Raw genomic sequence first — 25,038 nt, 5'->3', positions numbered from 1 at the left:
TTAGCCGAACAGCGATTCCCCGATCTCCAGCAACGATTCCGCGAACATGGCATGCTCGCCGTTCCGGGCAATCAGGTTCGTCTGCAGCGTGATGCCGTTCACTTCCTCGAACTCAATCGGAAAGAGACTTTTGTCCCGCACTTCATCCTCCACGCACAAACCTGGCAGGAAGCAGATGCCGGCGCGCTCCAGCACGAGCTTCTTGGCCGACTCGGAATTGTCGACGAGGTATTCGATGTTCGGCTGACGGTCCAGGCTGTCGAATACGCGGTGCACCCGCATCCAGTCAAGCGAGCCGCATTCGAAGAAGACGAGCGGCTGGAAGCTGATCTCTTCGATAGACACGTCGCTCTTCTGCGTGAAAGGATGCCCTTCGTACACGTATAGTTTGATCGGATCCTCGTAAAACTTATAAGAGATCAGGGACGGGTGAACCACCTTGCGCACGAATGCGAGATCGATCTCCTTGTTCAGCAGCTTATTCACCAGATCGTCCGTGCCCGCCGTCGTCAGCTTGATATGGATTTCCGGGTACCGCTGCTTGAGGCGGGGCAGCAGGCTCGGAATGAGATAATTCGAGACGGACACCGTCGCGCCGATCCGCAGCTCGTGAGGAACCGTTTTGCGCTGCTGCATTTGCAGCTTGCCTTTCTGGAACGTCTGCATGATCTGCTGCGCGTAGGGGAGGAATTGCTTGCCCTTCTCGGTCAGCGCGATTTGCTTGCCCAGCCGATCGAACAGCTTGCAGTCGAGCTCGCGCTCCAGCGTTTGGATACGGGCCGTAACCGACGGCTGGGAGAGGAACAGCACCTCGGCCGCTTTGTTGAAGCTTCCGTAATGATTCACATAGACAAAAGCCTCGATATTCTCGATGTTCATATCCGGCACCGCCTTATATTTTATTATTCGCATAAGCTAACTAGGAATTATATGTATTCTATAGCTATTGCCTGCGTGGCGTCAATGAGATCGCGTTTGCTAACCGACTGGAGGAAACGGTGGGTGACTAGAGAAGAATAGATGAGGGAGACTGGAGAAGAATGGAATGGAAACGATCGTAACTTTCTATCGATGTATTTATTTTTTATATACCCTATTTATTTAGTCGGAATTATGGCGTATAGTAAGTTTTACTTGAAGGCGCCCGGCGGGCGTCAGCTGACAGGGAGGAATATTCGATGACAATCATCATTCGGGATGCGACGGAATTAGACCGCGACGCGGTCACACAGGTCAGCATCGATGCCTATTCGCAGTACTCGCAGACATTGTCCGCGGACCGGTGGGAGCCTTACCGCGACTCCATTCTCGCCTCCTTCGACAACGAAGGGGTCGCGGCGAGAATCGTCGCGGAAGAGGACGGCCGCATCGTCGGCTCCGCCCAGCTTTTCCTCGACTCGACAGCCGCCTACGGAGCGCCGCAGCTCGGCATTACGAACCCCATCATTCGCTTGCTTGCCGTGCCGCCGGAGCATCGGGGCAAAGGCATCGCGACGGCGCTCATCCGCGAAGCCGTCTCCAGATCCGTCCTGCTGGGAGCGGAGTGGCTGAACCTGCATACGTCCGACATGATGGCGTCCGCGGTCAGCCTCTACGAGCGGCTGGGCTTCGAGCGCGCATTCAATACCGATATCATGAACGGCGATACGCTGGTCAAAGGCTATCGGCTGGACTTGAAGCAAAAAGCTGCCTTGATCTAGTAAGGCGTTGGCAGCCTGCCAATAAAAGAAGCACCGGCAAGCGCCAGCGTGAGGCGTTGTCGGTGCTTTTTGTATGAATGTGCAGATAGCAGGTTTATGTTTCATACGCTCGAATAGGATCTCGCGCTTAGCCCTCGCGAAAAATGATCAGTCGTTGGATGGATGCATTTTTAGCACGCTCGGGTCCTAGCCGGGGTCCGCTTCGCGGATACAGGCGCGGGCTGACTGGTTCCGCTTCGCGTCTTGCGAGCCCGGCTGTCCGGTTCCGCGTTGCATAAACTGGACGGAACGAGGCATGCTTGTGCGCCGTTTCGCTAACATCAGCCTGCTTCCGTTCACGGGATACGAGCATGTAATGCCAGGTTCCGAAGTCAAATTAACAAGAACTGAAGCTAACTTTTACGTGGCTAGTGCCACCCCCCGCAAAATAAGTGCAAATCTGCATTTATTTACTCCGATTGACCAACTTTATTTGAAATAAATGCAAATCTGCAGCTAATTAGCGTGACAGAGCAGCAAACCGATGAGATCACAATAAAATAAGTGCATATTTGCACTTATTCTGCTCAAAACCTCTGTTTTAGCCAAAAACAGATGCATATTTGCATTTATTTGCGTCCTGCTCCAATAGTTGATGATCTGCACTACACATTTATGCGGGCAGCGCAGCAGCGAAGGTTTTGGGCTGGAAGCAACTTTGGTGCGAAGCACCACGGGAGCAACTAGGAGCCCGCTTCGAGCTTCGAAGCCCTGCCCACAAGAACGCTGCAAGCGCAGGTTTAGGGCTGGGAGTGACTTTGGTGCGGAGCGCCACGAGCTTCGAAGCCCTGCCCACAAGAACGCTGCAAGCGCAGGTTTAGGGCTGGGAGTGACTTTGGTGCGGAGCACCACGAGCTTCGAAGCCCTGCCCACAAGAACGCTGCAAGCGAAGGTTTTGGGCTGGGAGCGAAGGTTTTGGGCTGGGAGCGACTTTGGTGCGGAGTACCACGAGCTTCGAAGCCCTGCCCACAAGAACGCTGCAAGCGCAGGTTTTGGGCTGGGAGCGACTTTGGTGCGAAGCACCACGGGAGCAACCAGACCAAAACCGAAGCACGCTTCGAGCTTCGAAGCTCCGGCCCTCAAAAAAACGCTGCAAGCGCAGGTTTTGAGCTGGGAGCGACTTTGGTGCGAAGCAGCGCCCTCAAAAAACGCTGCAAGCGAAGGTTTTGCGAATGGATGCGACTTTGGTGCGGAGCACCACGGGAGCATCCATCGCAAAACCGGAGCCCGACTTTGGTGCGCACCACCACGGGAGCATCCATTCGCGTAACCGGAGCCCTAGTCATCATCCGGATCAAACGTCAACAGCTTCTTCATCCGCGCCGGCCTTAGCGCCAGCACATAGAACACCGACAGCACGAGCGCAACCAGCGCAGGCACGATCATGCCCTGCCCAGGCAGCAGAATGCCTTGCGGCAGCCAGATCGCGACGGCGCAAATCAGCGCAGCGATCCGATCGACGCGCAGCACGGCGTCGCGGCGCGTCTGCTCCGGCAGCGGATAGACGAGCCGCCAGACGGAGTGCTTATGCGAGTGCGCGAGCGAGCCCAGCTGTATGCCGCCGAGCCACACGAACAGCAGGCAGACGCAAGCCGAGCCCCAGCCCTGGAGCAAGCCTGCGGAAGCGGACAGCATGCCGGAGACGATGCCAAGTCCCGTCAACCGCAGGATAATGCCGCCGAGCTCCGTCCGCACAAGCGTATACGCGTACAAATACGTAAATGCGCTTCGCTTGCCATACGGGACAAATCGCGCCATCCACGACATGTAGGGCCGCGAACGCACCGCAGCCGACTCCGTCGGCACATCGGCGAAGGCGCTGAAGAACGCCATATACCGCCGGCGCGTCACTTGTTCTTCGGCGATCAAGGTCAGCCATGGCAGCGGATAGCGAGGCAAGCGCGCATACAGCAGCCAGAACAGACCTGCAATGACGACAAGGTAAAGCAAGGTCTTCCACAGCTCCGTTTGAAGCAGCGCGCCCACCGCGACAGCGGTCGCCCCCCAGCGGAGCAGCCGGATCAAGCGCCGTGCGCCGCGTCCGGCAAGCTGCCGTTCACGCCAGGCGGCGGCAGTATTCATCAGCTTCAGCAGCAGCGCGAAAATAACGATGAGGACAGGCGGCGTCGTAGCCGGTCCTGCCAGATAAAGCGGTAAGTAGACCAAGCAAACGATAAGGACCGCAGCCGCGCACGCAAAGCTGTTATAACGGAACGAACGCCGGAGATAAGCGGGCATCTCCGCTTCGCGCGGCACGAGGAAGACGATATCCGCCTCCCGGAGCCATGTCCGCAGCGGGCTCCAGCATAGGAAGGGCGACAAGACGACGACGCCGACCAGCGTGAACGGGAAATTCGCCGGCATGTCCCGCAGCAGCAGACCATATCCGGCGATTCCGGCGAGCAGCAGCATGATCGTGACGCCGGGCAGCCCGCTCTGGGACATGTCGCGGAGGTAAGGGCTGCATCCACTCCAGAAATCCTTGGCGCGCTTGCGCCATAGCGCATCAACGGAACGATCCATGCGATCCCCCATTTGCCACCAAGCGGTAGAAAGCTTCCTCCAGCGAGCCAACGCCGGCGTCACGCGTCATGCCTGCCGTCTCGCAGACGTCGGCCAGCGTGCCCTGCGCGACAATGACACCCTGGTGCAGCACGATGAAGCGGCTGCAATACGACTCTACCGTGGACAGAATATGCGAGCTCATGAACACGGACGAGCCTTCCTTCGTCACCTCGACCAGCTTATCCAGCAGCGACCGGATGCCGAGCGGGTCCAAGCCCAGGAACGGTTCGTCAATGACGTATAACGCCGGCCGGGCGAGCAGCGCGTTCATAATCATGACCTTCTGCCGCATCCCCTTCGAGAGATGCGACGCGAACGCGCCCCGCTTCGGCGTCATGTAGAACTCATCCAACAGACTTTCGCTCCGCTTCTCATAGAGTGGCTCCTCTACGCCGTAGGCCATGCCCGTCAAACGCAGATGCTCCTCCACCGTCAGCTCGTCGAAGAGCAGCGGCGATTCCGGCACATAGGCAAGCGCCTGCCGGTACTTCTCCGGCTGCTCCGCGAGCGTATGGCCGTCGATGCGAATCTCCCCCGAATGCGCCTGCATCAGGCCGAGAATATGCTTAATAGCGGTACTCTTGCCGGCACCGTTCAAGCCGATCAAGCCTACCATTTCGCCCGCGGCGACTTCGAAATTCAAATCATGCAGCACGGGCCGCCTGGGACTGTAGCCCCCCGTTAGCCCTTTGACCTCCAATATTGGCTTCATCGCGTAAAATCACCTCGTGCTTCCATTATACCGAAAAAAGGTTTTTTGCGAAAAGCCGCTACTCCACCACTAGGAAAACCTCTACTCCACCTCTTCAGACCAGGTTAAAATCGAAGAGATGCAATCAGAGCCGCAGGATAAAAAAATAGCGCGCTTCCCTTCAACCGCGATGGAAGAAGGGAAACGCGTCTGTAGAACAAGTCCATAGAACCACTGATATTTCCGCCCTGCTAATTAAGAAACGACTTTGATCGAAACGACGATACCGTTCAGCACCGTCAGTTCTACGGCATGTCCGTATTCCAGCAGCGCCGCTTCGCCGATGACCGTAACGTCAGGGGAAACGTTCAATTCGGAAGCCTGAGTGCCGCCATTGACCGCCTTCAGAATCGTAATCGTCGCGATTCTGCCTTGCGCGTTCAGTTTCATCGAGCTGAATGCGCCGATTTGCGTCGTCGCTTGCGGAGCTTCCGGCGCCTTCTTCGTCACTTCGATGAAAACGACTTTGTTTTGGTACGTGCGCACGAGCACTTCGTCGCCCGCTTTCAGAGCGGATACGCCCGCTTTGACGTTATCGCGGAAGATGAACACGTTCGGGTCAAGCGCCAACGCGACTTCGCTGTTGTCCGCTTTTACGACCGTAATCGAACCGTTCGTCGAAGCTGCCTTCAGCTTGCCTGTAATGGCTGCCGCATCGTGATCGGGAAGCTGCGTGTCCGTGCGGTCGAGCAGGGCTGCCAGCTCGGCCCGCGTCACCGGCTGATTCGGGCGGAACGTGTTGTCCTGGTAACCGGTGATCAGGTTCTTCTCCAGCGCGACTTGCACGTAGCCGACGGAGCCGGCCGGAATTTTGCCGGCATCGCGGAAGTTCAGCTGCGAGTTCGCCTTTGCCTTCGCTTCGGCTTCAAGACCCAGCGCCTTCACGAGCAGCGTCGCCGCGAACAGGCGCGTCGCCGGCTTGTCCGCCTGGATCGCGTCTTCCGACTCGGAGAACAAATCCTTCTCCAGCGCCACGGCCACGTAACCGACGGCCCACGGATATTTCTTCTTCAGTTGATCCGCGTCTTTGAAATTCAGCTTCGTGCTCATTTCGGCCTGCGACTCCGCTTGGTCCTTCAAGCCCATCAGGCGGACGGCGGCCACGATGGATTCGATGCGCGTGATCTGCTGCTGCGGCTTGAACGTGCCGTCTTCATAGCCGTTGAACACGCCTTTGGATGCCAGGCGGACAATATATTCGAGCGCCCACTTCAGGTCCTGCTCGTCTTTGAAATGAAGGTTGATTCCGGATCCGTTGCCTTTGCCCTTGTCGTCCTTCTTGTCGTTGCTTGTGTAGGATTTATCGTCGTTTTTGCCTTTGCCTTGATTATTGTGATCGTTGTGTCCATTTCCTTTGCCGTCGGCAAATGCGCTTCCGGCGCCTCCTGCTAGGGTCAGTAACGCCATCGATGTAACTGCCGCCTTCTTGAACATGGCTTTTTTCATGGTGATGCCACTCTCCTCGCGATGCGGTCCAGGCCGCTTTTTTATATTCGCTCATACCGTTCGGGAGTGTGCAAACCCTTTCAGGGGGTAGCTGCAGAAAAATCTTGTCAAATCATACCTTTCCAAGCCGACTGCTGGCGAAGAAAGCCGCGAAAAAAAAGAGCCATCCGCCGCCTCGGATGAGATGGCAAATGGCGGAACGCCCGTTACAGCTTGACCTCCGACCCTGTACGGGCCGACTCGTAAATCGCGGACAACACCTTGATCATGTCGACGCCTTGATCGATGGTGAAAATCGGCTGCTCGCGGCCCTTCACGACGTCGATGAAATGCGCCAAATTCTCGCCGTGGCCGCCTGTATCCTTGCCGAGATGCGGTACCAGGTCGGTAACGACGCCGTTGTCCTCGCCGAAGATGCCCAGCTTGCCATTGCTGAATTTAAAGCCGCTTTTCGTGCCGCGGAGCTCGACGAAATTCTCTTCCTCTTCGATGTTCGATGCCCAGCTGAACTCGATTTGCAGCGAAGCGCCATTGTCGAAACGAATGAAGCCGATCGCCAGATCCTCGACGTCGAAGATGCCTTCGCCCTCCGCTTTCTCGCCGAATTTGCTGTGCTCCGAGCCCGCGATGTCGGGACCGTCCGCGAATTTGGTATACGTCGCGCCAGTGACCGATACAGGCTTCGGATTGCCCATGAACCACATCGCCAGATCGATAAAATGAACGCCAAGGTCGATCAGCGGACCGCCCCCGGATAGTTCCTTGGTCGTGAACCATCCGCCCTTGCCCGGTATTCCCCGGCGACGCGTCCAGCCGCAGCGGCCGGCATAGGCTTGGCCAAGATTCCCCTGCTCGATCCATTGCTTCAGGTAGCGCGATGCCGGGCGAAAACGGTTGTTGCGCATGACCATGAGCACCTTGCCGCTTCGCTCGGATGCTTCCTTCATGCGGATTACTTCATCCGGGTTGACCGCATCCGGCTTCTCGCAGAAGACATGCTTGCCCGCTTCCAACGCGGCTACGGCGATTTCCGAATGAAACAGGTTCGGCGTGCAAATGTCGATGATGTCGATATCCGGCAGCGCGATCACGTCGCGGTAGTCGCTGAACGCTTGCGGTATGCCGTGCTGCGCGGCCGCGGCCGTCGCTTTCTCCAAATCGATGTCGCAGATGGCGACGACCTCTACCTCCGGATGCGCTTTCAGCGGCGCGGAATGCGCCCATTGGAAAATGCCCCCCGCTCCGATTACGCCGACTTTCAATTTCTCTGACATGTCAACAACACCCTCTCCTCTTAGATTTCGTTCGAGCGGCACCAGGCCCCGGCTTGTCGGCAAGAGCCCGTCCGACCGCTGATTCGCGAAGGATTGCGATTAGTTCAACTTCTTCAAAAAGTTCTTGCGCAGGTTATTTCACATCCTAAGTTAAAGAGAAAGAAATCTTACTGAAAACGCTATCATACCGCTAATACCTCAAATTTGGCAACTATCGAATCCATCAGAATAAGGATGAATTTGACAGCTGCGGTCACAAAAACATTTGTTTCACCGACGATTTCACCAAGGAAGCGTATTAGGCAAAATTGCTCGAATAAGCGATAATCTTCTATTCGTTAACGGCCGCTCTAATCAGCTAGTCGCGGCAGATCCTGCGAGTTATCCGCCCATTCTCAGAATGCAAAAAAAGACCGGAATGAGCACATTGGCTCATTCCGGTCTTACATGTTCTGCTATTGCGGTTCGCCGTCGCGCTTGGCTTTCAGCCATTTCGGCGCCCCTTTGTTTTTCCGTTCCCGCTCTAGTTCTTTTTTGGATTTCCCGGGCTTCGCGGCCCGTTTCGGATCCGGCGTGCGGGCAACGCCCGCGCTTCCGTTTCCAGTCTGGCCGGCCGACGCGCGTGCCGTTCTTCCATCCGTTCCGTCCGATCCCCGCCGCACCAATATCGGCGCGGCTGCGCCTGTCGCGCCGGAGAGAACCTGCCGGTCGCCTGGCCGCTTTTCCGGCTGCCTGTCCGCCTGACGAGCGCCGTACCTCTCGGCACCGGCAACGGCCTCGGAGCCGCGACGCGCTGGATTGCCGCGCCGGAAGCTTTCATCCGCCCGTCCGCCCGGCTCTTCGCCTGGCGTCCACAGCTGCCCTTTGTACATCGTCTTCTCCTGAAGATTGATGCCGAGCTGCTTGCGGAACTTATCCATGATGAACAGCTGGTTGCGCGTCACGATGGATAGGACCGTGCCCGACTTGCCCATCCGTCCCGTACGGCCGGAACGGTGGACGTAATGGTCCGCATCCAGCGCCGGATCCAAGTGGACGACAAGCGGCAAATCCGCGATATCGAGTCCCCTAGCCGCCACGTCCGTCGCGAGCAAAATCTGCAGACGGCCTTCCCTGAATCGGGCCAAAGTGGCCGCGCGCCGCTGTTTGTCGGCATCGCCGTACAGCGTCTCCACGGAGAAGCCCTCATACTTCAGCTTCGCCTCGTAATTGGCGATTTCGTCCGTCTCGTTAATGAACATGAGCGCGGAAGCCGGCTTCAACAGATGGATGAGCCTTCTTGCGGTATCCGCTTTATCGCGCTTATCGCACACGACAAAATAATGCGCGACTCGGCTGCCCGCCTGCGCGTCGGGATTGATGTTCACCTGTTTCGGCTCCCGCATCCAACGCTCCTCTACTTCGGCCATCGCCTGCGGCCGCGTCGCCGAGAAGAACGCGATCTGCCGGTCGCGAAGCATCCCTTTGAGCAGCACTTCCACTTCGACCGTCGAGCCGAGATTGAACACTTGGTCGGCTTCGTCGATGATGAGGAAACGGATGCCTTGCAGCTTCAGCTTGCGAGACTTCACGAGCTCATGGATCCGTCCCGGCGTACCCACCACGACGTGCGGATGCTCGCGGAGCTTCTCCACCTGGCGCTGCATCGAAGCGCCGCCGATCAACTGCTGCGTTCGTACGCCGATTGCTTCACCGTACGTTTCCGCCACACGAAAAATTTGCATGCCGAGCTCCTGCGTTGGCGCGAGCACCATGACCTGCACGGCGCTGCTTGACGTATCGACAAGCTGCAGGGCCGGCAGCATATAAGCCAGCGTCTTGCCCGATCCTGTCTGCGATTTCGCCGTGATATCGTGTCCTGCCAGGAGCAGCGGAATCGTCTCCGTCTGCACGGGCGTCGGCGCCTCGATATTATGATTTCGTAATGTTTCTATCAGCTGCGGCTGCAGCTGCAGGGTTTCCCAAGACACATGCATCAAACTCCTCTTATCTTACTTACGGTTGAGCCATCTTCCCGCCAGCCGGTCGGCCAAGCGCGGAAACAGCCCGTATATTCGAATCCCGACGGATGCGGTCCATGGCAGATCCACTTCCGGCGTCCGCTTGCGAATCGCCTTCACGATCGCTGCCGAGACTTGCTCCGGCTTCAGCATGAAGCCCTTCAGACGGTTAAAATAATCGCCGGACGGATCCGCCGATTTCAGAAACGGCGTATCGATCGGACCCGGATTGATGGCCGTCACCGCGATGTTCATCCCGGCCAGCTCGGGACGGATCGCGTTCGTGAAACCAAGCACCGCATGCTTCGTGGCGGCATAGCCGGAAGCCTTGGCCGTGCTTAGTTTGCCCGCCATGGACGCAACGTTCACGATATGTCCGCCGCCCTGCGCCTTCATGATCGGAAGTGCCGCTTTGGTGCAGCGGACGATCCCCATATAATTCGTATCCATCATGGACGCAAACCGTTCAAGCGGCGTATCCTCGAACAGCTCGAACACCCCGAAGCCCGCATTGTTGAGCAGGACGTCGATCCGCCCGTAATCGTCCGCGATCGTACGGATGACGGACTGAACGGCCGCGTCATCGGTTACGTCCATTTCGTATAAGCCGTGCTTGCCGGCGATCGCATCCGAGACCTGCTGCAGCTTGGCCTTGCTCCGTCCGGTCAAGATCGGAACGGCCCCTTGAGCCGCCAGCTGCCTGGCCGTCTCGGCGCCAATGCCGCTCGCCGCGCCGGTTATGACTATGATTTTCCCTTGCAACACCTGCATCACCTGTCTCTCAGTTTATCGCAACCTGTACGAATAGGCAAAACGAACTGTTCCCAGGCTCCCGGGCATCAAAAAAAGCTCCCGCGGGAGCTTGAATCATGCTACGATGCAATTAGTACCTGAATGTCCAATTCGCCGATACCGTCCATGATCAGCGGAATCGTCAGCGCCTTCGTTGCCGAGAAGCCCGCGGCCTGCGCGGAATGAATGACTTTCGGCGGCGTAATGTCCACTCTGACGCCTTGATTGTACAGCATCGTGCTGGCGTTGCCGCTGATCATATTGCCGAGCTCCGAGATCGCGCTCTTGCCCATCTCGTCCATTTCGGCGATGGCATAGCCCCCCATCATGGCGGAAACCATCTTGAGCGCTACCTGCTCGCTTAAGCCGAATACGATATCCCCGTTCATTTGACCTTTGAGACCGATCTGAATCCATATGTAATTTTCCACGAACTTTATGTCTTTAATGCCGAGCTGCCCAGTAGAAGGTCTGATTTGAATCACTTGCTCGATCACGATTTTAGCGGACTCCAGGAAGGGATTAATATACTCAGCCTTCATCTTGAGGTAGCGCCCCTTTTCGACGTTGTCGTTGAAACTATTTCCAATTATACAAGATTACTTAGGCCAAGTATACCATGCCGTTATCGTCTTTTGTGGAAATATGTCGAACCATCGTCCTAAAGATCTGCTAAACTTTTTGCCTATAGACCGTTTCACGCTCTCGTTTTATACCATTTTTTAGGAGGTTATTCGTGCCAAACGTCTGGACTCATATGATTTTCGGACAACGATGCCTGGAAGCGCTAGGCGAAAAGACGCTGCTTGTGCTCCCAGAGCGCAAACGCATATTTAATATGGGCTGCCAAGGGCCCGATTTCTTATTCTATCATCAGTTCCTGCCCTGGCAGAGAAACAAGGCAATGAACCAGCTCGGGAGCGCCATGCACGAGCGGAGCTGCGGACCTGCGATGATGGACCTGCTGGACACGGTTGACCGACTGTCCGCAAACGACCCGTCCAAAGATTCGGCGACCGTGTATGCGCTCGGATTCCTGCTTCATCATCTCTTGGACCGCGTCATGCATCCCTATGTCTTCAGCCGATCGGGCTTTCGCAAATGGGACCATCAGCGCTTCGAAGTCATGATGGATACGTTGATCGTACGGAAGCTGCTCGGCACGGAAACCTGGAAGACGGCCGTCTGGCGCGAAATCGATACCGGCGACGACCTTCCGGAGCCGATCGTCGACGCCTTCGAGGGAATCGCTGCCGTTCATTATCCCGACCTGGCCGCTCGCATCCGGCGGGAAGACTGGCGGATCGCCATGCGCGATATGGTTCGCGCGCAGCGGCTGTTCCACGACCCTAGCGGATTAAAGCGGCTCCTGACGTTCAAGCAGATCGATCCGTTCGTGTACAAGAGCCGGCTGCCGATGCTGGATATTCTGAACGAAGCGCGCCGTCCATGGCTGGACCCGACAGACGGTCATACCATGCACGGCGACGATGTGTGGACGTTGTGGGACAAAGCGATGGAGGAAAGTCTATCCGTCGTAAAGGCCGTTCTGCTGTGGCTACGCTCTCATGAACCGGACACGGACGATTTGCAAGAGACGACCGTTCCCTCCAAGCAACAGCTTCGCGATGCCGCGGCGGAATCGATCGGCAACCGTTCCTACGAGACCGGCCGAAGCTGCGACAGCGGCTTGTCTATCCGGTACGAGGATCCGATCTGGCCGCCATCCATGAGTCCCCGCTCCAGCCATTCGTAAAGCTCGAATTTATGAAACCTGATCCTGTCCGCCGTTAGCCCTGCGATACCGCAGCCGAATGAGTCTCAGGCGATCATAGAGCACGTCGAGCGATTTCCCTTTCCCTTGGTCCGCGCGCTCTCCGTATACTTGATGCAGGACAGGCTTCAAATACCGGTCGCCCATCGATTGCATCACTTCCCAGACGAGCTGCTGCTCGAATTCCGGCATCTGCGCCAGCTCCCGCTCGATAAGCGGCTCCAGGTCATAGCCTTCCGTATCAAGCTTCTCGATTCGCTCCAGCAGATCCCGGCGCGGAAGCTCGGTCTGCGCCTGAAGCTCGTCGATCGACTTGCCTTCGGCGATCGCGCGGAGCAGCTCCCGCTTCTCGATCTGACGGTCCAGCTGCGCCTTGAACTTGTTTTCTTTCTGTTTGAATACCCACTTCGTATACGCCTTAGGATCCAGTGCGCCGGCTACCCAATCGAGCGGGAACTGCGTCTCCCGCCGGTAAGCGCCCGTAATCGCCAGCACTTCTTCGCCGTAGGCGGCCTGCTTCGATTCGCCCCAGCCCGGAATTTGCAGCAGTTCCTCCAATTGATGCGGCACGAATGCGCTGATCATCCACAGCATGCGGTTCGTCGCGACCAAATACGCCGACTTCTTGATCGCAACCGCCTTGGCGCGCCTCCAGTCGCGCAAGGCGTTATACAATTCCGAATCGCCATTCAGCTCGCCGTAGCACTGAATCAAAGAATACAGCGTGCCGGTTCCCTCCATGCTCCTGCGCTCCTCGAGCATGCCGTCGATCATCGGCGAGAAGCCATTCCCCATTTGAACGGCAACCCCATGCCTGAACGCGGTCATCATCTCTTCCCATGACCCGCCTTCGTACCAAGCCTGCTGTCCGTCTGCCTGTCCGATCGCGGCATCCGTCCAGATGACCGACCATACGCCGTTCTGCTCGCAAATCGACAGCTGCGCTTCGCCGGCTGCCCCGTCCTCTCCGCCCTGCTTCTCAAACGTGTTCAAAAATACGACCTGCATGCCGTTCAACCTCCGTCATTCGTAATGATCAAACCCCAGCCCCTCCGCGCGAAATCCCGCAGCCGGCCTTAGGCACGCAAAAAAAAGCACCTCCTGCCGCCATATAATGGCGATAAGAGGTGCTTCCTCACGTGCAACGATTCGATTGCTCACATCATAGCACAGCCTCAATATGGATGGCAATAGTAATGCTTCCTATTCCTTCCTGCATGCGTGTTGCCGGGTTTGCGATAGGGATGCTATGATAGACGCAACTAAAGGAGGAACGACCGATGCTGCTGCCTGATTATGATTTTATGTCGGATACGACCGAGCAAACGACGACCCGCTTCGTTACGTTCATCACGCCGAACCTGAAGCGTTTCGACCTGGCCATCATGACGACGAACCGCTTCTACGGCAAGAAGCTGATTACCGACCTGCAAAGCGGCCGTACTGCGATTGTGGGCCAGGACGATCTGGACGAAGAAGGTTACCTCGAATATACGTACAAAATTACGGAAGAGGAAGCCGCCGATTTGCGCCAATTTCTCGAATTGGTGGTCGGAACGGTGAATTTTACCGACTGATCGGGGCACACTGAAACGGTAATTAAGCCACACCAACTTAACTAACCGTTTCAGGAGGTGCCGACTTGTTCAAAGAAGAAGATCGTCAAGCGTATACCGATTTTAAATCGGTGGAGTCCCAGCGCAACGACCTCGCGGCGGAAGAGTTTCCGGAAGGCCCTTACGGCTCCGATATCGTGAAAGCGTCGCTTGGGAAAAGCACGCCATGGCGGGTCGACATGCGTTCGCCCAACCGGTTCGATTACGAGAACCGCGATCTGCATCAGGGAATTGACCGCGATTATCCCGGTGAAGACAGTTATCCGGACGCCATAGATGAGCCTTGACAATTAAGCACCGCCGGCAAGCGCCGATAACCGAATGGAAGCGAACGCCGAACGCAGGATCGGCCTCGCGGCCGTTCGGTTTTTTGTCGTATGGAACCCCGTTGCGTTCGGATCCTCATACATGCAGTCCCCCGATCTTGCGCTAATATCGCAGTTGCTGGCCGAATAGAAGGGCGTTGCTGAGCAGCCGGCCCGGCGCCGTGACGGTCTTGCCTTGGAACAAGAGTCCCGAGGACGCTCCGCCGTCCAAATTCATGGCTTGCCGGGCGCCAAGCCGGACCATGATTTCCGCCCACTGCTTCATCGTGGCGCCGGGTACGGTCGCGAGCAGGACGGAGCCGTCCCCCAGGATGGCGATCCCGCTGCGCGCGCCTCCGCCAGTGAGGATTTTCGGATCCTTGAACCCCTCGGCAGAGGGATTCAGCGTCACTTTGCCGTCCGTGACCAATCGAGGTCCCGCTCCGACGGCAGTATGCACGCCGCTCCAATCGACGCCTTCGCCCTTCATGTTCGTGGTGCGGACCTTGTACGCGACTTGGTCGCCGACATGAAAACGCCCCGTCTGGTCGCTCTCTCCGCCTTGGTACACAATCACGAAACCATCGGCCGGGATAACTACGTCGACGCCGTACCGGACGGACGTCACGGTTCCGTTCCGCACGACTATGGCGTTCTCGGCCTTGAAGCCGAGCGATTTGCCGCGCTGCGGCGTGAAGAGCGTCGCAGCCGATAGGCCGGACGGAAGCCGGTTCATGAAATAGGCGTACCATGATGCGCTTCTCCCGCCGCCGGGCGCGCCTACCGTGCCGGATATGCCGAGCCGAAGCGTATCCATTACGGCGCTGCCGTCCCATCGGAATCCGATGGTCGTGCCCGTGTTGCCGATATGCGCCGGCAAGCCGTTCCCGATCAGCGTGCCGTACGGATCGGGTATGCCGCTATAGGAATCGAAGAAGGCGCCATTGATCGCGATATCGGCATGATAGGCTTCCGCCATGGCGGCGAGCGATTGCGTCGTGCCGATCTTCCGGTTTGCGTAACCCGCCGTGACCGGCATGCCTTTCGGAATCGTGACGGTATGGACGGAGAAACTTCTGCCCGCGGCTTGGACCGAACGGGAAGCCAGCTTCGGCTCAGCCGCGGGCTTGGAAGAAGCCGGCGGCTTGGCGACGATGACGGGAATCCGAAGCGTCGCCGGGCCGCCTTCCGGGACCGGGGATGCGCGGACCGTAAGCGTCGTCCTGCCCAGCGCGACCGGCATCAGAACGCCTGCCGCGTTAACTTTGGCGATTAAGGGATTGCCTGTGGCATAGACGAGCTGCGCCGGCGAAGATGCTTGGATTCGGCTGCCTGCGGGGAATTGCTTGCCGAGCGTCAGCTGGATCTCGGCGCTTGGATAGGCCAGCGTAATGGGTTGAACGACACTCGGGACGCTTCCGGCCGCCGTCGCAGTCTCCTGCGCCGCCCAAGCGTTCGGCGAGAACGCCAGCATCGCCGCCAGCATGCCGGCGCAAGCGGCGGATTTGAAATTCGGTTTCTTCATGATGCAATCGGACTCCTCTGCTTTTTCTTGCTACTTACTTAATGTCGGCCGCGGGCAGACGAATTGTGATGGACGAAAAAAAGACAGCCCGAACGTCATCCAACTGATGACCTCGGGCTGACCTTCGTTACATGCCTTCCATCAAAGAAATCTCTTCCATCGTACGATCGGCCGCCGAGACGCGGTACGTCTTCACCTCGAACGGCTTCAGCCGCACGCGGCTCGCGATGCCGAGCGCCGGCAGGGAAACCTCCGTTTCGCGCGGGCTGCCCGTCGGCTCATACAGCCGGAGAATGTAGTCGTCCTCCTGCTCCATCGCCTTGAAGGCGCCGAGCTGGACGACATCATCCTTCAGCAGGGCGAGCGGCAGCGGTTTCTCGCCCCGGCCCGTCGGGAAGAAGGACAGCGCATACGGCGCTTCGCCGAGCTGGGCCGCTTCGCGGTCGACATGCGTCAAACGCTCCGCCGCCGTTCCCGCGTTCAGCCAAAACGTGAATTCGCGCTCGCCTTGGTCGATCCGAGGAGAGAAACGATCCTGCACGATCAGCGGCCGATCCATGATCGGATGCGTCGTGTAACCCGGGCTGCGGAGCAGCGTCGGACGGATGGCGCCACCTTGGAAATCGGAGCCGTACGTGCCGTTGTTGATCAGCGTGACTGCCGCGTCCGCCGCGCGCGAGTACGACGCCGTCCATTTCTGGGCGACGGCTTCCTGCCCGCCCGTGTCCAGCTCCTGCACGCCGTAGACTGTTTGCCCGCAATAGGCCGGATCTGCGATCGTGGTCGGGATGGACAGCTTCAGCAGCTTGTCTTTCTCGTTCCAGTAGACGCGCGCATGCACCTCGAGCTGGCTGCCCCGCTTCGGCAGCTTATAAGTCAGCACAAGCTTCGACTGGTTGTACGCGAGCATGGCCTCGACGACCGTCCGGACTTCGCCGTCCTCGACGATCCGCACCGAAGGCAGCAGCGCGTGTCGCAGACCCGAGAAGTCCGAGCCCGCACCGCGGTCCATCAGCTGGAACGAGCCGATGTCCGGCTCGAAGCGATTCGTGTCCATTCGCCATGGATCCTCGTTGTCCGCGACGACGATCGGCAGGAACGCGCCCGGCTTCAAATACGACACGCCGTTCACCTTATACTCGTCGAGCAGGCCGGTATTCGTATTGATAACTGCCTCCAGCGTCCCGTTATTGAAGACGATACGGCCGTTCTCGGCGATGGCCGACGGCTCCGGACGCGCCGGGAGCATCTCGATGCGACAGTCGAACCGGTTCATGGAGGAAGGCGCCAGCTCCGCCTCGAACACGACGCGCTTGCGCCAGTCGAGGTTGATGTTGCTATGCTCCTTCTCCGATTGGGACGGAATGCGCACGCCGCTCTGATATACGATCGGGTTCGAGAATTCCGGCTTCCAGTTCTGGTCGGCGAGCATGAATTCGCAGGCGAACACGCCCTTGACCGGGAACGGATGCGGGTTGTATACGAGGATCGGGTATTCTCCCTCGCCGGCTTTGCGTTCTCCTGCCGCCAGCGCGAAGAAGGCGCGCGCCTTCAAGCGGGATACGATCTCCAAACCGTGCCCGAGCAGGCGAAGCGATGCGTCTTCCGCAGGCTGAACGGACGAACCCGGCAGGATGTCATGGAACTGCGCCGTCATCAGGTCGTAAGCGGCCTCGCGCAGTTCCGCCTTCGGATAGGTAAGCTTGCCTGCAATCGCCGCGGCCGACAGCATTTTCTCGGTCAGGTACAATTCGTTCTCCAATAGGCGGTGCTTTTGCTTGATCCGGATCATCGACGTGTAACAGCCGATAAACCGCGGATTCAGATCGTTCTCGTGCGCCTTCAGCTCAGGACCCGCAGCCAGATCGGCAAAATACGCCTCCGGCGCGGAATGCACGATTTCGACCTCGCCATTCGACCGCATCAGCTCGCCGATATCGTCCAAATCCTGCCGCGAAGGACCGCCGCCATGGTTGCCGACGCCCCACAGGAAGACGCCCAGTTCTTTGCCTGCATTCTGGTCCAGCCAGTGTTGAATCGATTGGCGCGCCTTGCCCATCTGCGTATTGTAGAAATACGTCTGATGCGCCAGCACCTCCGAGCCGTCGAAACCGACCCAGCGGAAGTCCCTGTCGGGCCCGATCGTCCGGTCGTCCGGACGCATGAACAGGTACGAATCGAAACCGGCCTTCGTCATCAGCTGCACCAACCCGCGGGAATGGCCGAACGAATCGAAGTTGATCGCCGTCGTCGGTTTGGCCCCGAACTTCTCTAGAAAATAGGCGCGCCCATGCAGCATCTGCCTGACGATGGACTCGCCGGACGGCATGTTGCAATCGGGCTGCAGGTACCAACCGCCCATGATGTTCCATCGGCCAAGCGCGACAAGCTCTTGGATTTCCTTGAACAGCTCCGGTTCGTATTCCTCGATCCACCGGTACAGAATAACCTCGTTATGATTGAAAATATAGCCGTCGTATTCCCTGCAAAACTCGGCTGCCGCGCGAAACGTCGATACCGCCGCTGCCGCTCCTTCTTCCCATTCCCACTGCCAAACCGGATCCAAATGCGCGTTACTGAGCAGATGAAGCTTTGCCATCGGAACAGCCTCCCGAGCGAATGATGTTTGTTAGGAACAGGATAATGTTCCTTTTAAACATACAATACCGCATTCCATAGGTTCTGTCGATAACAAACGCATCGTCAATTGGGCATGCCTCCGAAACCAACCCTGCTCGAATCGCTCGCAGCCTTCCCTGAACGAAAAAACGGGCTGAGGCAGCGCTGCTGGCTGCTCCATCCCGTTTCTCATGCTATCCAATGATGAAATAAAAGTCCTGTTAACCGATCAGCTTCAGCAATGACGCCAACCGATACTGCTCGAACACCGGCTGCGCGGTTTCCAGCGGCACGGCCCACAGACAAGCGTCCAGCTCGCAATGGATCGGCACTTCGATATTGATGCGCGCGAGCGTGCGGGATAAATGCAGCATGTCGAGATCGGATTCGATCTTCGTCTTGACGCTCTTGGACAAGGAATCCAAGTTAGCCAAAATTCCGTCGATCGACTCGTATTCCTGCAGCAGCTTCAGCGCCGTCTTCTCGCCGATTCCTTTGACCCCGGGGTAATTGTCGCTCGTATCGCCCGTCAAACCTTTCATCTCGATGATTTGGAACGGGTGCACGCCTTTGTCCGTCCGCAGGAAATCCAGATCGTACACCGCGTAGTTGCCGCGTCCCTTCTTCATGATGACGACATGGATACGATCCGACACCAGCTGCAGCATATCTTGGTCGCCCGTCAGCACATACACATGGCCGAGCGAGCTGAGCTTCTGCGACAGCGTGCCGATGCAATCATCGGCCTCGTAGCCTTCCAGCCCGACGTTAGGGATGTCGAGCGCGGCGACGATGTCCTTCACGAGCGAGAATTGCGGAATGAGGTCTTCCGGCGCTTCCGGCCTGTTCGCCTTATAGTTCGCGTACATCTCTGTACGGAACGTCTTGCTCCCCATGTCCCAGCAGCATAGCACATGCGTCGGCGAGAATTGCTTGACCGCATCGAACAAATACTGCAAGAAACCGTAAACGGCGTTCGTCGGCGTACCGTCCGCCGTTCTGCGCGCATCGTACGACTGGGCGAAATACGCGCGGAAGAGCAGCGCCATGCCGTCGACGATCAAAATCTTGTTTTCGTTCATAAGTCGTTTCCATCCATTTCTCTCGGTTAATGTACGTCTATCATAGAATAGGACCGCCTATGACCGCAACGATATTGCTAGACTGGATGCATTTACATGGAGTCGTCCAGAATGCTGCCGGCGAATTTCTCGAAGTACAGCGCCGAATCCGGCCGGTTCAGCTGCGTTTCCCGCGATGCCGTCCATTTGGACAGCCCGGCAATCAATTCCTCGAGATCGGAGCGAAAATCAATGAACCACTGATCATAGATGCCCGTCATGAAAGGCGCCTCGCCGAGCAGCGGCAGGAACTGTTTGGCCGCCGCGTATTTGGCCTCCTCATCCTCCATGAACAGGATCCGCTTCATTGCGGCGGCATAGGTTTGGAGATCGCAATCGACGACGGCCTTCAAGCGAATATGCTTGCGGCCCGCGTCAAGCACGGACTCTCCGTCCGGCAGCTCGAGCAGCTTCTTCAGATGTCCTAAGTAGACTCGCAGATTATTAAGCGCAGCCGACCGGTGCACTTCCGGAAACAGCGCATCGCACAGCTCTTCCCGCGTGCATGACGGGTGTATCGCGACATAGGCCAATATATTGCGTGCATATCGTTTGTCCCAGCCGTCCGCGATAGGATGGCCATTCAATTCAACGTGAAACGGATGAAACAACGTGACGCTCAGCGTGGGTTCGAACTGCCTGCCCGCAGTAGAGCTCGAAGCCTGAGCAACCGTTTGCATAACCGAATGAAGAACCGACGGAATACGGCTGGCCATGGTCTCCCTTTCCACCTGCGGCAGCTCCCGTTCGGCAGATCTAGACATGAACTCGTCCATCCACTGGGCCGTCAATCGCGGTTGGTCGATGAAAACCGCATTCGCCGCATGCGGCACGATCAGGAACGACCCCCGCTCGAAGTAGCCTGCCGTGATCGACTGCAGCTGCGGAAGATACAGCTTGTCCCTCTCTCCGGCAAGCAGCAGCGTTGGACAGTTGATTTTGCGCCGCTCATGGATGGGCCGCTCCAGCATCTGCAGTTTAAACAATTGGACGTACAGGCGCTCGTTCATCCGATCATAGGCATCATATATTCTCTGAAGCGTCTCGTGACCCTCGGGCAGCAGCGTCAGGAACGGAATGAACTCGCGCCGGGCTACCGTCTGCAGGCCTTCCTTCTCTATGAGCTTCAGATAGGAATGAACGATATGCTCCCCTTCGACGGCGGGATAGAACATGGCGATCGATAATAGAACGAGCGATTTGACCCTGCTGGGATTCCGTTCCGCGAACGCGACGGCCAGCGAGCCGCCGAAGCTGTGCCCCGCGATATGAACTTCTCGGATCGCAAGCGCATCCAGTACGCCGCACAACGCACTGCATAGGAGGTCCCAGGTGATCTCCCCCTCAAAGCCTTCTCTCACATCGATAAAGAGCAGATTGTAGCGCTCATTTAAACGTTCGGCCATTTCGCCCCAAAACGAGCTGTTGAAGCCGTTTCCATGCAGGAGCATGATGGTCTCCGCTGCCGCTCGGCTTGAATGCCGGTAACGGTAGGTCACGATCGAATTCGGATCGTTATAGTCTGACATTTGAATGCCTCCACGCAAGACCTCTGCCCCGGTCGATTATTATATATGCTCGTTTACGAAACGCTACATGTAACGGATATGTAACGTAAAGTTTACTATAATTTTAGCATAGGAGTGAGCAATTTCTTTGCGTTATCCACTATTTGGATTTATTCCTAATCCAGCACCAGCATAAGAGTGATGAAAACCTTCTAGCACCCTTATACGAATGAAGAAAACCTATTGTTTCATTTTGGAGGAGACAGTCACGATGATTGATGCAGGGCAGAGAAAGAGCACTCGGTGGTTCGACGACCATCTGGATCTTTATAATTATGCGGCAGCAATCGGAGACGACGCATGGCAGGAGAACATCGTGAATCATTTGAGACAAAACGACGCAGACACCGAACCCCCGTCCGCCGTGCTAATGGACGAGCAATTCAACCAACTGCTCCTCGCCATCGCCGAGAAAATCGCGGAAGTGCACGCGCTCATGGAGCAGGAAAACGTCAAGCTTTACCGCTGCGATCCCCAGCTTTAACGGCAATATTTATTCAGGTCCGGTCATGACTACATGGCCGGGCCTTTCTTAATCTCCGTAAAGCCAGGCGAACCCCCGCGTCGCATCCACCTGAACGCCTTGTCTGCACAATCAAATAACAGCTCAGCCTTGTACGGAGAAACGCAGAGTCAAATTTGTCCGAATTGGACGCTGTTCTTCCAAACAGACACTGTAAGCCTCCGCATGAAAGCTTTAAAGTAAGGAGTGAAGCATGACCGCATAGTTGACGACCCTAGCGTCCGGTAACCTGAAGCCCTCGCGGAACATGTTGCCCAATTAAATAGGAAGAGGAGGGGTGTCGTGTCTACGAATGCGACTGCGGGAAAGCCGCTTCCGTTTAACGAGGAGGTCCGCCGGTTCCGGCTGCGAAACGGAGGAAGCGATTGGGCTTACGGCGCAGGCGCTGCTTGGCTCGGAAGAGACGGACTGAGCCCTGCCCATCTGAAACGGGACACAGCAGTATTGGAACGCGCCTATGAGCTCGGCGTTCGTTATTTCGATACCTCTGCCGCCTACGGCGAAAGCGAGTTCGTCGTCGGCTCGTTTATTGGCGGGCTGGGCAGGCTTCGTTCGTCGATCTTCGTGGCGACGAAGGCCCCCATCGCCGAGTCGTTGACGCCGCAGGAAGCAAAGATTTCGGTTGCGCGCAGCATTGACGAAAGCCTCCGCCGTTTCCAAACCGATTGTATTGATTTGCTGCAAATTCACGATGTTTATTCCTTCCGCCAAGTGATTGCCCCGGGCGGTGCGCTGGAAGCGCTGCGGGAAGCGAGAAGCGCCGGCAAAATCCGCTATATCGGCTTGGGGACGCGTCCGCTGAACCTATTGGAGGAAGCCATTGCGAACGGATATGTCGATTCCGTCTTGACCTATTCGGACTACACGCCGATCGATCAAAGCGCCTCATCGCTTATCCGGCTTTGCGCCGACCGGAATGCGGGTATCGTGAACGGCAGCCCGTTGTCCGCCGGCATGCTGGGAGGTGCCGATCCCCGTACGCTGCAGGTGAAGGAGTCGCACAAGGAATCGGTCGTCCGGCGGAAGCTTGCCGCGGAAGTCTACGACCTCTGTGCCGGGCACGGCGTCCCGATACTGGCCGCGGCGCTCCAATACCCGCTGCGCTGCACGGACATCGCGATGAATCTGACCGGACCGAAGGACGAAGGCGAGCTCCTCTCCACGCTGGAGGCGCTGCGGGATCCGATTCCCGATTCATTCTGGCAGGCACTTGCCGAATGGAATCGTCGTCGCACTGGCTGCCTATGAGTCGTCCGCAACAAGTCAGCATGTAAGAATCATCCGATAATCCGGATGTCAACCGGTAAAAACAGCCCCTAAAACAGAAGGGAATCGAATCTAAATGCTGCTCACCCACATGAGGCCTGATCAAATCAAGGCGGCCGTACGTGCCAATACTCCGGTCGTCATGGCCGCGGGCGTTATCGAATACCATGGCTATCACCTTCCGGTCGGTACCGACATTTTGCTGGCCAGCTACGTCTGCGACGAAGCGGCCAAGCGCAGCGGCGCCATCGTCGCTCCGCCGCTGTCTTACGGCGCCACGCTCAGCTGGGCTGCCGGCCCCGAAGAAGGCGAAATCGATTTCGACCCGATCGTCTTCCAGCGTTACGTGAAAGAGGCGTTGCGCGGTTTACTGGCAATCGGTTTTCACCGCATTTATGTACTGCAGCATCATCAAGGTCCGGAAGGGCTGCAGTCACTTGCCTGCCGAATGGCTGCAGCCGAGCTGATCCGCGAGATGACCGCCCGCTGGGGAGCAGGCTGGGGTCGTACCGACGGCGCCTTGTCGCCCGAGCCGAACATATTCGGCCTCATCAAGGTTGCCGGACTCGATACGTTCTCCGACTATGAAGGTCCAGGCAGCGAGCGCATGCCTGTCGGACATGCCGGCAAAGGAGAAACGCAGCTCATGATGGCCGCGCATCCCGAAACGGTGCGCGTGGAGCACTTGGACATGCACGATGGCCCGCTTCCGGAATGGCTGCTCGATACGAACGAAGCGTCCGAGACCGAAGGGCGCCGCTGGATCGATTTCTGCATTGAGGGCTGGGCTCGCGAGCTCTCTTCGTCCCGTTAGAGCATGGCTTGATATCAAAAAAAACCGGCAGCGTGCATCCATTTCATCCGATGCACGCTGCCGGTTTTCTATTAAAGTCACGTTAAATGATGCCGTCAATCATATATGAGGCCGATTAAGTGGCCAATTGCTAGCATTCACCGCGAATAAAAGCGCCGATGCGCATCGCGGCCTCTCTCAGGCGATCTTCGTGCTCGACCAATGCGATGCGGACGAACCCCTCGCCTTCATCGCCGAAGGCGTCGCCCGGAATGACCGCGACTCCCGCTCTTTCGAGCATTTCCCGGGAAATTCGACGCGCGTTCCACGGCTCGTTCAGCTGCCACTGCATGCTAGGCAATTTCGCCCAGAGGAACATCGTCGCTTTAGGTCTTTCGACCTCCCAGCCCTGCTCTCGCAATGCTTCCGTCAGCACGTCTCGGCGGCGCTCATATAGAGGGCCGACCTTCGGTCCGGTTCCTGCTATATCCCTATCAAGCGCGACGATTCCCGCCTCTTGTACGGGTAGAAAGACACCGTAATCGATGTTCGCCTTCAACTCACGCATCGCCGCGACGGCTTCTCGGTTGCCCGCAAGAAAGCCGATCCGGCAGCCGGCCATGTTGAAGCTTTTGGACAAGGAGTGAAATTCGACTACCGTGTCGATCGCGCCCTCGACCTGCAGCATACTTGGCGGACGGAAGCCGTCGAAGGCCATTTCCGAATAGGCCAAATCATGGACGATCAGAACGCCGTGCCGCTTGGCCGTCTCGACCGCATGCTCGAAGAAGGCGAGATCCGCCACGGCGGATACAGGATTGCCCGGATAATTAAGCAGCATGAATTTCGTGCGCTGCCAAACATCATCCGGAACAAGCGCGAAGTCGGGCAAGAAGCCGTTCTCCGCCCGCAGCGGTATCAAATAAGGCTCGATACCGGCCAAGGCAAGTGCCGCCGCGTAGACCGGATAGCCCGGATCCGGCAGCAGTACCACATCGCCGGGGTCGCATAGCGCCAGGGCCAAGTGGCCGAGGCCGTCCTGCGAACCCATCAGCGAGACGAGCTCCTGCGCGGGATCGACCGTAATGCCGAAGCGGAAGGCCAGCCATTCGGACGCCTTCGCGAGAAAGGCCGCCGTGCCCCGGGATCCCGGATAGCCGTAGGCATCGCCGCGCAGCGCAGCTTCGCTTAACGCCTCTCTGATCGGTTCGGACGGAGGAAGATCAGGACTTCCGATGCTGAGATCGATCACGTCCAGCCCCCGCAGGACCGCATTCCGCTTCCACTCCGCAACCTCCGCGAAGATCGAAGAGCCAAGACGCGACAGCCGTTCCGCGCGCCATAATTTCGTCGTCACTCGT

Annotated in this window: 21 protein-coding genes; 7 read left to right on the top strand and 14 right to left on the bottom strand. The window is 57.6% G+C overall.

Annotated elements, in window-relative coordinates; translation table 11 throughout:
• Window positions 1-879, bottom strand: a complete 879-nt coding sequence (locus tag AC0YNU_RS16835) for a LysR family transcriptional regulator (protein ID WP_475758545.1) — start codon at window positions 877-879, stop codon at window positions 1-3.
• A gap of 299 nt (window positions 880-1,178) precedes the next feature.
• Here AC0YNU_RS16835 and AC0YNU_RS16830 point away from each other — a divergent pair, with 299 nt between their 5' ends.
• Window positions 1,179-1,700, top strand: a complete 522-nt coding sequence (locus AC0YNU_RS16830; RefSeq protein WP_475758543.1) for a GNAT family N-acetyltransferase — start codon at window positions 1,179-1,181, stop codon at window positions 1,698-1,700.
• A gap of 1,317 nt (window positions 1,701-3,017) precedes the next feature.
• Here AC0YNU_RS16830 and AC0YNU_RS16825 read toward each other — a convergent pair.
• The 7 genes from AC0YNU_RS16825 to AC0YNU_RS16795 all read right to left on the bottom strand — a co-directional run bounded on the left by AC0YNU_RS16825 (window position 3,018) and on the right by AC0YNU_RS16795 (window position 11,109).
• Complete coding sequence (locus tag AC0YNU_RS16825; RefSeq protein ID WP_475758541.1) at window positions 3,018-4,262, bottom strand: ABC transporter permease; 1,245 nt, start codon at window positions 4,260-4,262, stop codon at window positions 3,018-3,020.
• Window positions 4,246-5,016: an ABC transporter ATP-binding protein gene (locus AC0YNU_RS16820; RefSeq protein ID WP_475758539.1), complete on the bottom strand. Its 771-nt coding sequence runs from the start codon at window positions 5,014-5,016 to the stop codon at window positions 4,246-4,248. The genes AC0YNU_RS16825 and AC0YNU_RS16820 overlap by 17 nt, the downstream gene beginning before the upstream one ends.
• 234 nt (window positions 5,017-5,250) lie before the next feature.
• On the bottom strand, window positions 5,251-6,501 hold the full coding sequence (locus tag AC0YNU_RS16815) for an S-layer homology domain-containing protein (protein ID WP_475758537.1): 1,251 nt from the start codon (window positions 6,499-6,501) through the stop codon (window positions 5,251-5,253).
• A 206-nt stretch (window positions 6,502-6,707) separates the two neighbouring features.
• Window positions 6,708-7,775 (bottom strand): Gfo/Idh/MocA family protein, encoded by a 1,068-nt coding sequence (locus tag AC0YNU_RS16810; protein WP_475758535.1) that lies wholly within the window; start codon window positions 7,773-7,775, stop codon window positions 6,708-6,710.
• Window positions 7,776-8,230: 455 nt separating this feature from the next.
• Window positions 8,231-9,751 (bottom strand): DEAD/DEAH box helicase, encoded by a 1,521-nt coding sequence (locus AC0YNU_RS16805; RefSeq protein ID WP_475758533.1) that lies wholly within the window; start codon window positions 9,749-9,751, stop codon window positions 8,231-8,233.
• A gap of 15 nt (window positions 9,752-9,766) precedes the next feature.
• Window positions 9,767-10,546 carry an SDR family NAD(P)-dependent oxidoreductase gene (locus AC0YNU_RS16800; RefSeq protein WP_475758531.1) on the bottom strand — a complete coding sequence of 260 codons (780 nt, stop codon included), beginning with the start codon at window positions 10,544-10,546 and terminating at the stop codon, window positions 9,767-9,769.
• Window positions 10,547-10,647: 101 nt separating this feature from the next.
• The gene (locus AC0YNU_RS16795; protein WP_475758529.1) at window positions 10,648-11,109 is read right to left on the bottom strand and encodes a chemotaxis protein CheX; all 462 of its coding nucleotides are present in this window, start codon (window positions 11,107-11,109) and stop codon (window positions 10,648-10,650) included.
• Between the two features lie 194 nt (window positions 11,110-11,303).
• On the opposite strand from AC0YNU_RS16795, the gene AC0YNU_RS16790 reads away from it, so the two are divergent.
• The gene (locus AC0YNU_RS16790) at window positions 11,304-12,323 is read left to right on the top strand and encodes a zinc dependent phospholipase C family protein (protein WP_475758527.1); all 1,020 of its coding nucleotides are present in this window, start codon (window positions 11,304-11,306) and stop codon (window positions 12,321-12,323) included.
• A 9-nt stretch (window positions 12,324-12,332) separates the two neighbouring features.
• Here AC0YNU_RS16790 and AC0YNU_RS16785 read toward each other — a convergent pair whose 3' ends face one another.
• The gene (locus AC0YNU_RS16785) at window positions 12,333-13,349 is read right to left on the bottom strand and encodes an HRDC domain-containing protein (RefSeq protein WP_475758525.1); all 1,017 of its coding nucleotides are present in this window, start codon (window positions 13,347-13,349) and stop codon (window positions 12,333-12,335) included.
• 272 nt (window positions 13,350-13,621) lie between these two features.
• Between AC0YNU_RS16785 and AC0YNU_RS16780 the strand changes: the two genes are divergently transcribed.
• Both AC0YNU_RS16780 and AC0YNU_RS16775 read left to right on the top strand, forming a co-directional pair.
• Window positions 13,622-13,918 carry a DUF3055 domain-containing protein gene (locus AC0YNU_RS16780; protein ID WP_475758523.1) on the top strand — a complete coding sequence of 99 codons (297 nt, stop codon included), beginning with the start codon at window positions 13,622-13,624 and terminating at the stop codon, window positions 13,916-13,918.
• Window positions 13,919-13,983: 65 nt separating this feature from the next.
• Window positions 13,984-14,244, top strand: a complete 261-nt coding sequence (locus tag AC0YNU_RS16775; protein WP_475758521.1) for a hypothetical protein — start codon at window positions 13,984-13,986, stop codon at window positions 14,242-14,244.
• Between the two features lie 142 nt (window positions 14,245-14,386).
• On the opposite strand, the gene AC0YNU_RS16770 is transcribed toward AC0YNU_RS16775, so the two are convergent.
• The 4 genes from AC0YNU_RS16770 to AC0YNU_RS16755 form a co-directional block, all read right to left on the bottom strand.
• The gene (locus tag AC0YNU_RS16770) at window positions 14,387-15,787 is read right to left on the bottom strand and encodes a phosphodiester glycosidase family protein (protein WP_475758519.1); all 1,401 of its coding nucleotides are present in this window, start codon (window positions 15,785-15,787) and stop codon (window positions 14,387-14,389) included.
• 127 nt (window positions 15,788-15,914) lie between these two features.
• Window positions 15,915-18,386: a glycoside hydrolase family 38 N-terminal domain-containing protein gene (locus AC0YNU_RS16765; protein WP_475758517.1), complete on the bottom strand. Its 2,472-nt coding sequence runs from the start codon at window positions 18,384-18,386 to the stop codon at window positions 15,915-15,917.
• A gap of 241 nt (window positions 18,387-18,627) precedes the next feature.
• Window positions 18,628-19,488 (bottom strand): 5'-3' exonuclease, encoded by an 861-nt coding sequence (locus tag AC0YNU_RS16760; protein WP_475758515.1) that lies wholly within the window; start codon window positions 19,486-19,488, stop codon window positions 18,628-18,630.
• Between the two features lie 92 nt (window positions 19,489-19,580).
• Window positions 19,581-21,056, bottom strand: coding sequence for an alpha/beta fold hydrolase (locus AC0YNU_RS16755; RefSeq protein ID WP_475758513.1), 1,476 nt, complete (start codon window positions 21,054-21,056; stop codon window positions 19,581-19,583).
• 250 nt (window positions 21,057-21,306) lie between these two features.
• Between AC0YNU_RS16755 and AC0YNU_RS16750 the strand changes: the two genes are divergently transcribed.
• The 3 genes from AC0YNU_RS16750 to AC0YNU_RS16740 all read left to right on the top strand — a co-directional run bounded on the left by AC0YNU_RS16750 (window position 21,307) and on the right by AC0YNU_RS16740 (window position 23,698).
• Complete coding sequence (locus AC0YNU_RS16750) at window positions 21,307-21,579, top strand: hypothetical protein (protein WP_475758511.1); 273 nt, start codon at window positions 21,307-21,309, stop codon at window positions 21,577-21,579.
• A 321-nt stretch (window positions 21,580-21,900) separates the two neighbouring features.
• On the top strand, window positions 21,901-22,866 hold the full coding sequence (locus AC0YNU_RS16745) for an aldo/keto reductase (protein ID WP_475758509.1): 966 nt from the start codon (window positions 21,901-21,903) through the stop codon (window positions 22,864-22,866).
• 94 nt (window positions 22,867-22,960) lie between these two features.
• A complete protein-coding gene (locus AC0YNU_RS16740) occupies window positions 22,961-23,698 on the top strand; it encodes a creatininase family protein (RefSeq protein ID WP_475758507.1) in 738 nt (245 codons plus the stop codon).
• A gap of 130 nt (window positions 23,699-23,828) precedes the next feature.
• Here AC0YNU_RS16740 and AC0YNU_RS16735 read toward each other — a convergent pair whose 3' ends face one another.
• Window positions 23,829-25,034 carry an aminotransferase class I/II-fold pyridoxal phosphate-dependent enzyme gene (locus tag AC0YNU_RS16735; protein WP_475758504.1) on the bottom strand — a complete coding sequence of 402 codons (1,206 nt, stop codon included), beginning with the start codon at window positions 25,032-25,034 and terminating at the stop codon, window positions 23,829-23,831.
• Window positions 25,035-25,038 lie beyond the last annotated feature (4 nt).

The organism is Paenibacillus sp. J31P316, assembly GCF_056269105.1.
Note: the sequence above shows the minus strand (reverse complement) of the source record. Positions and strands in the feature narration are given on the sequence as shown.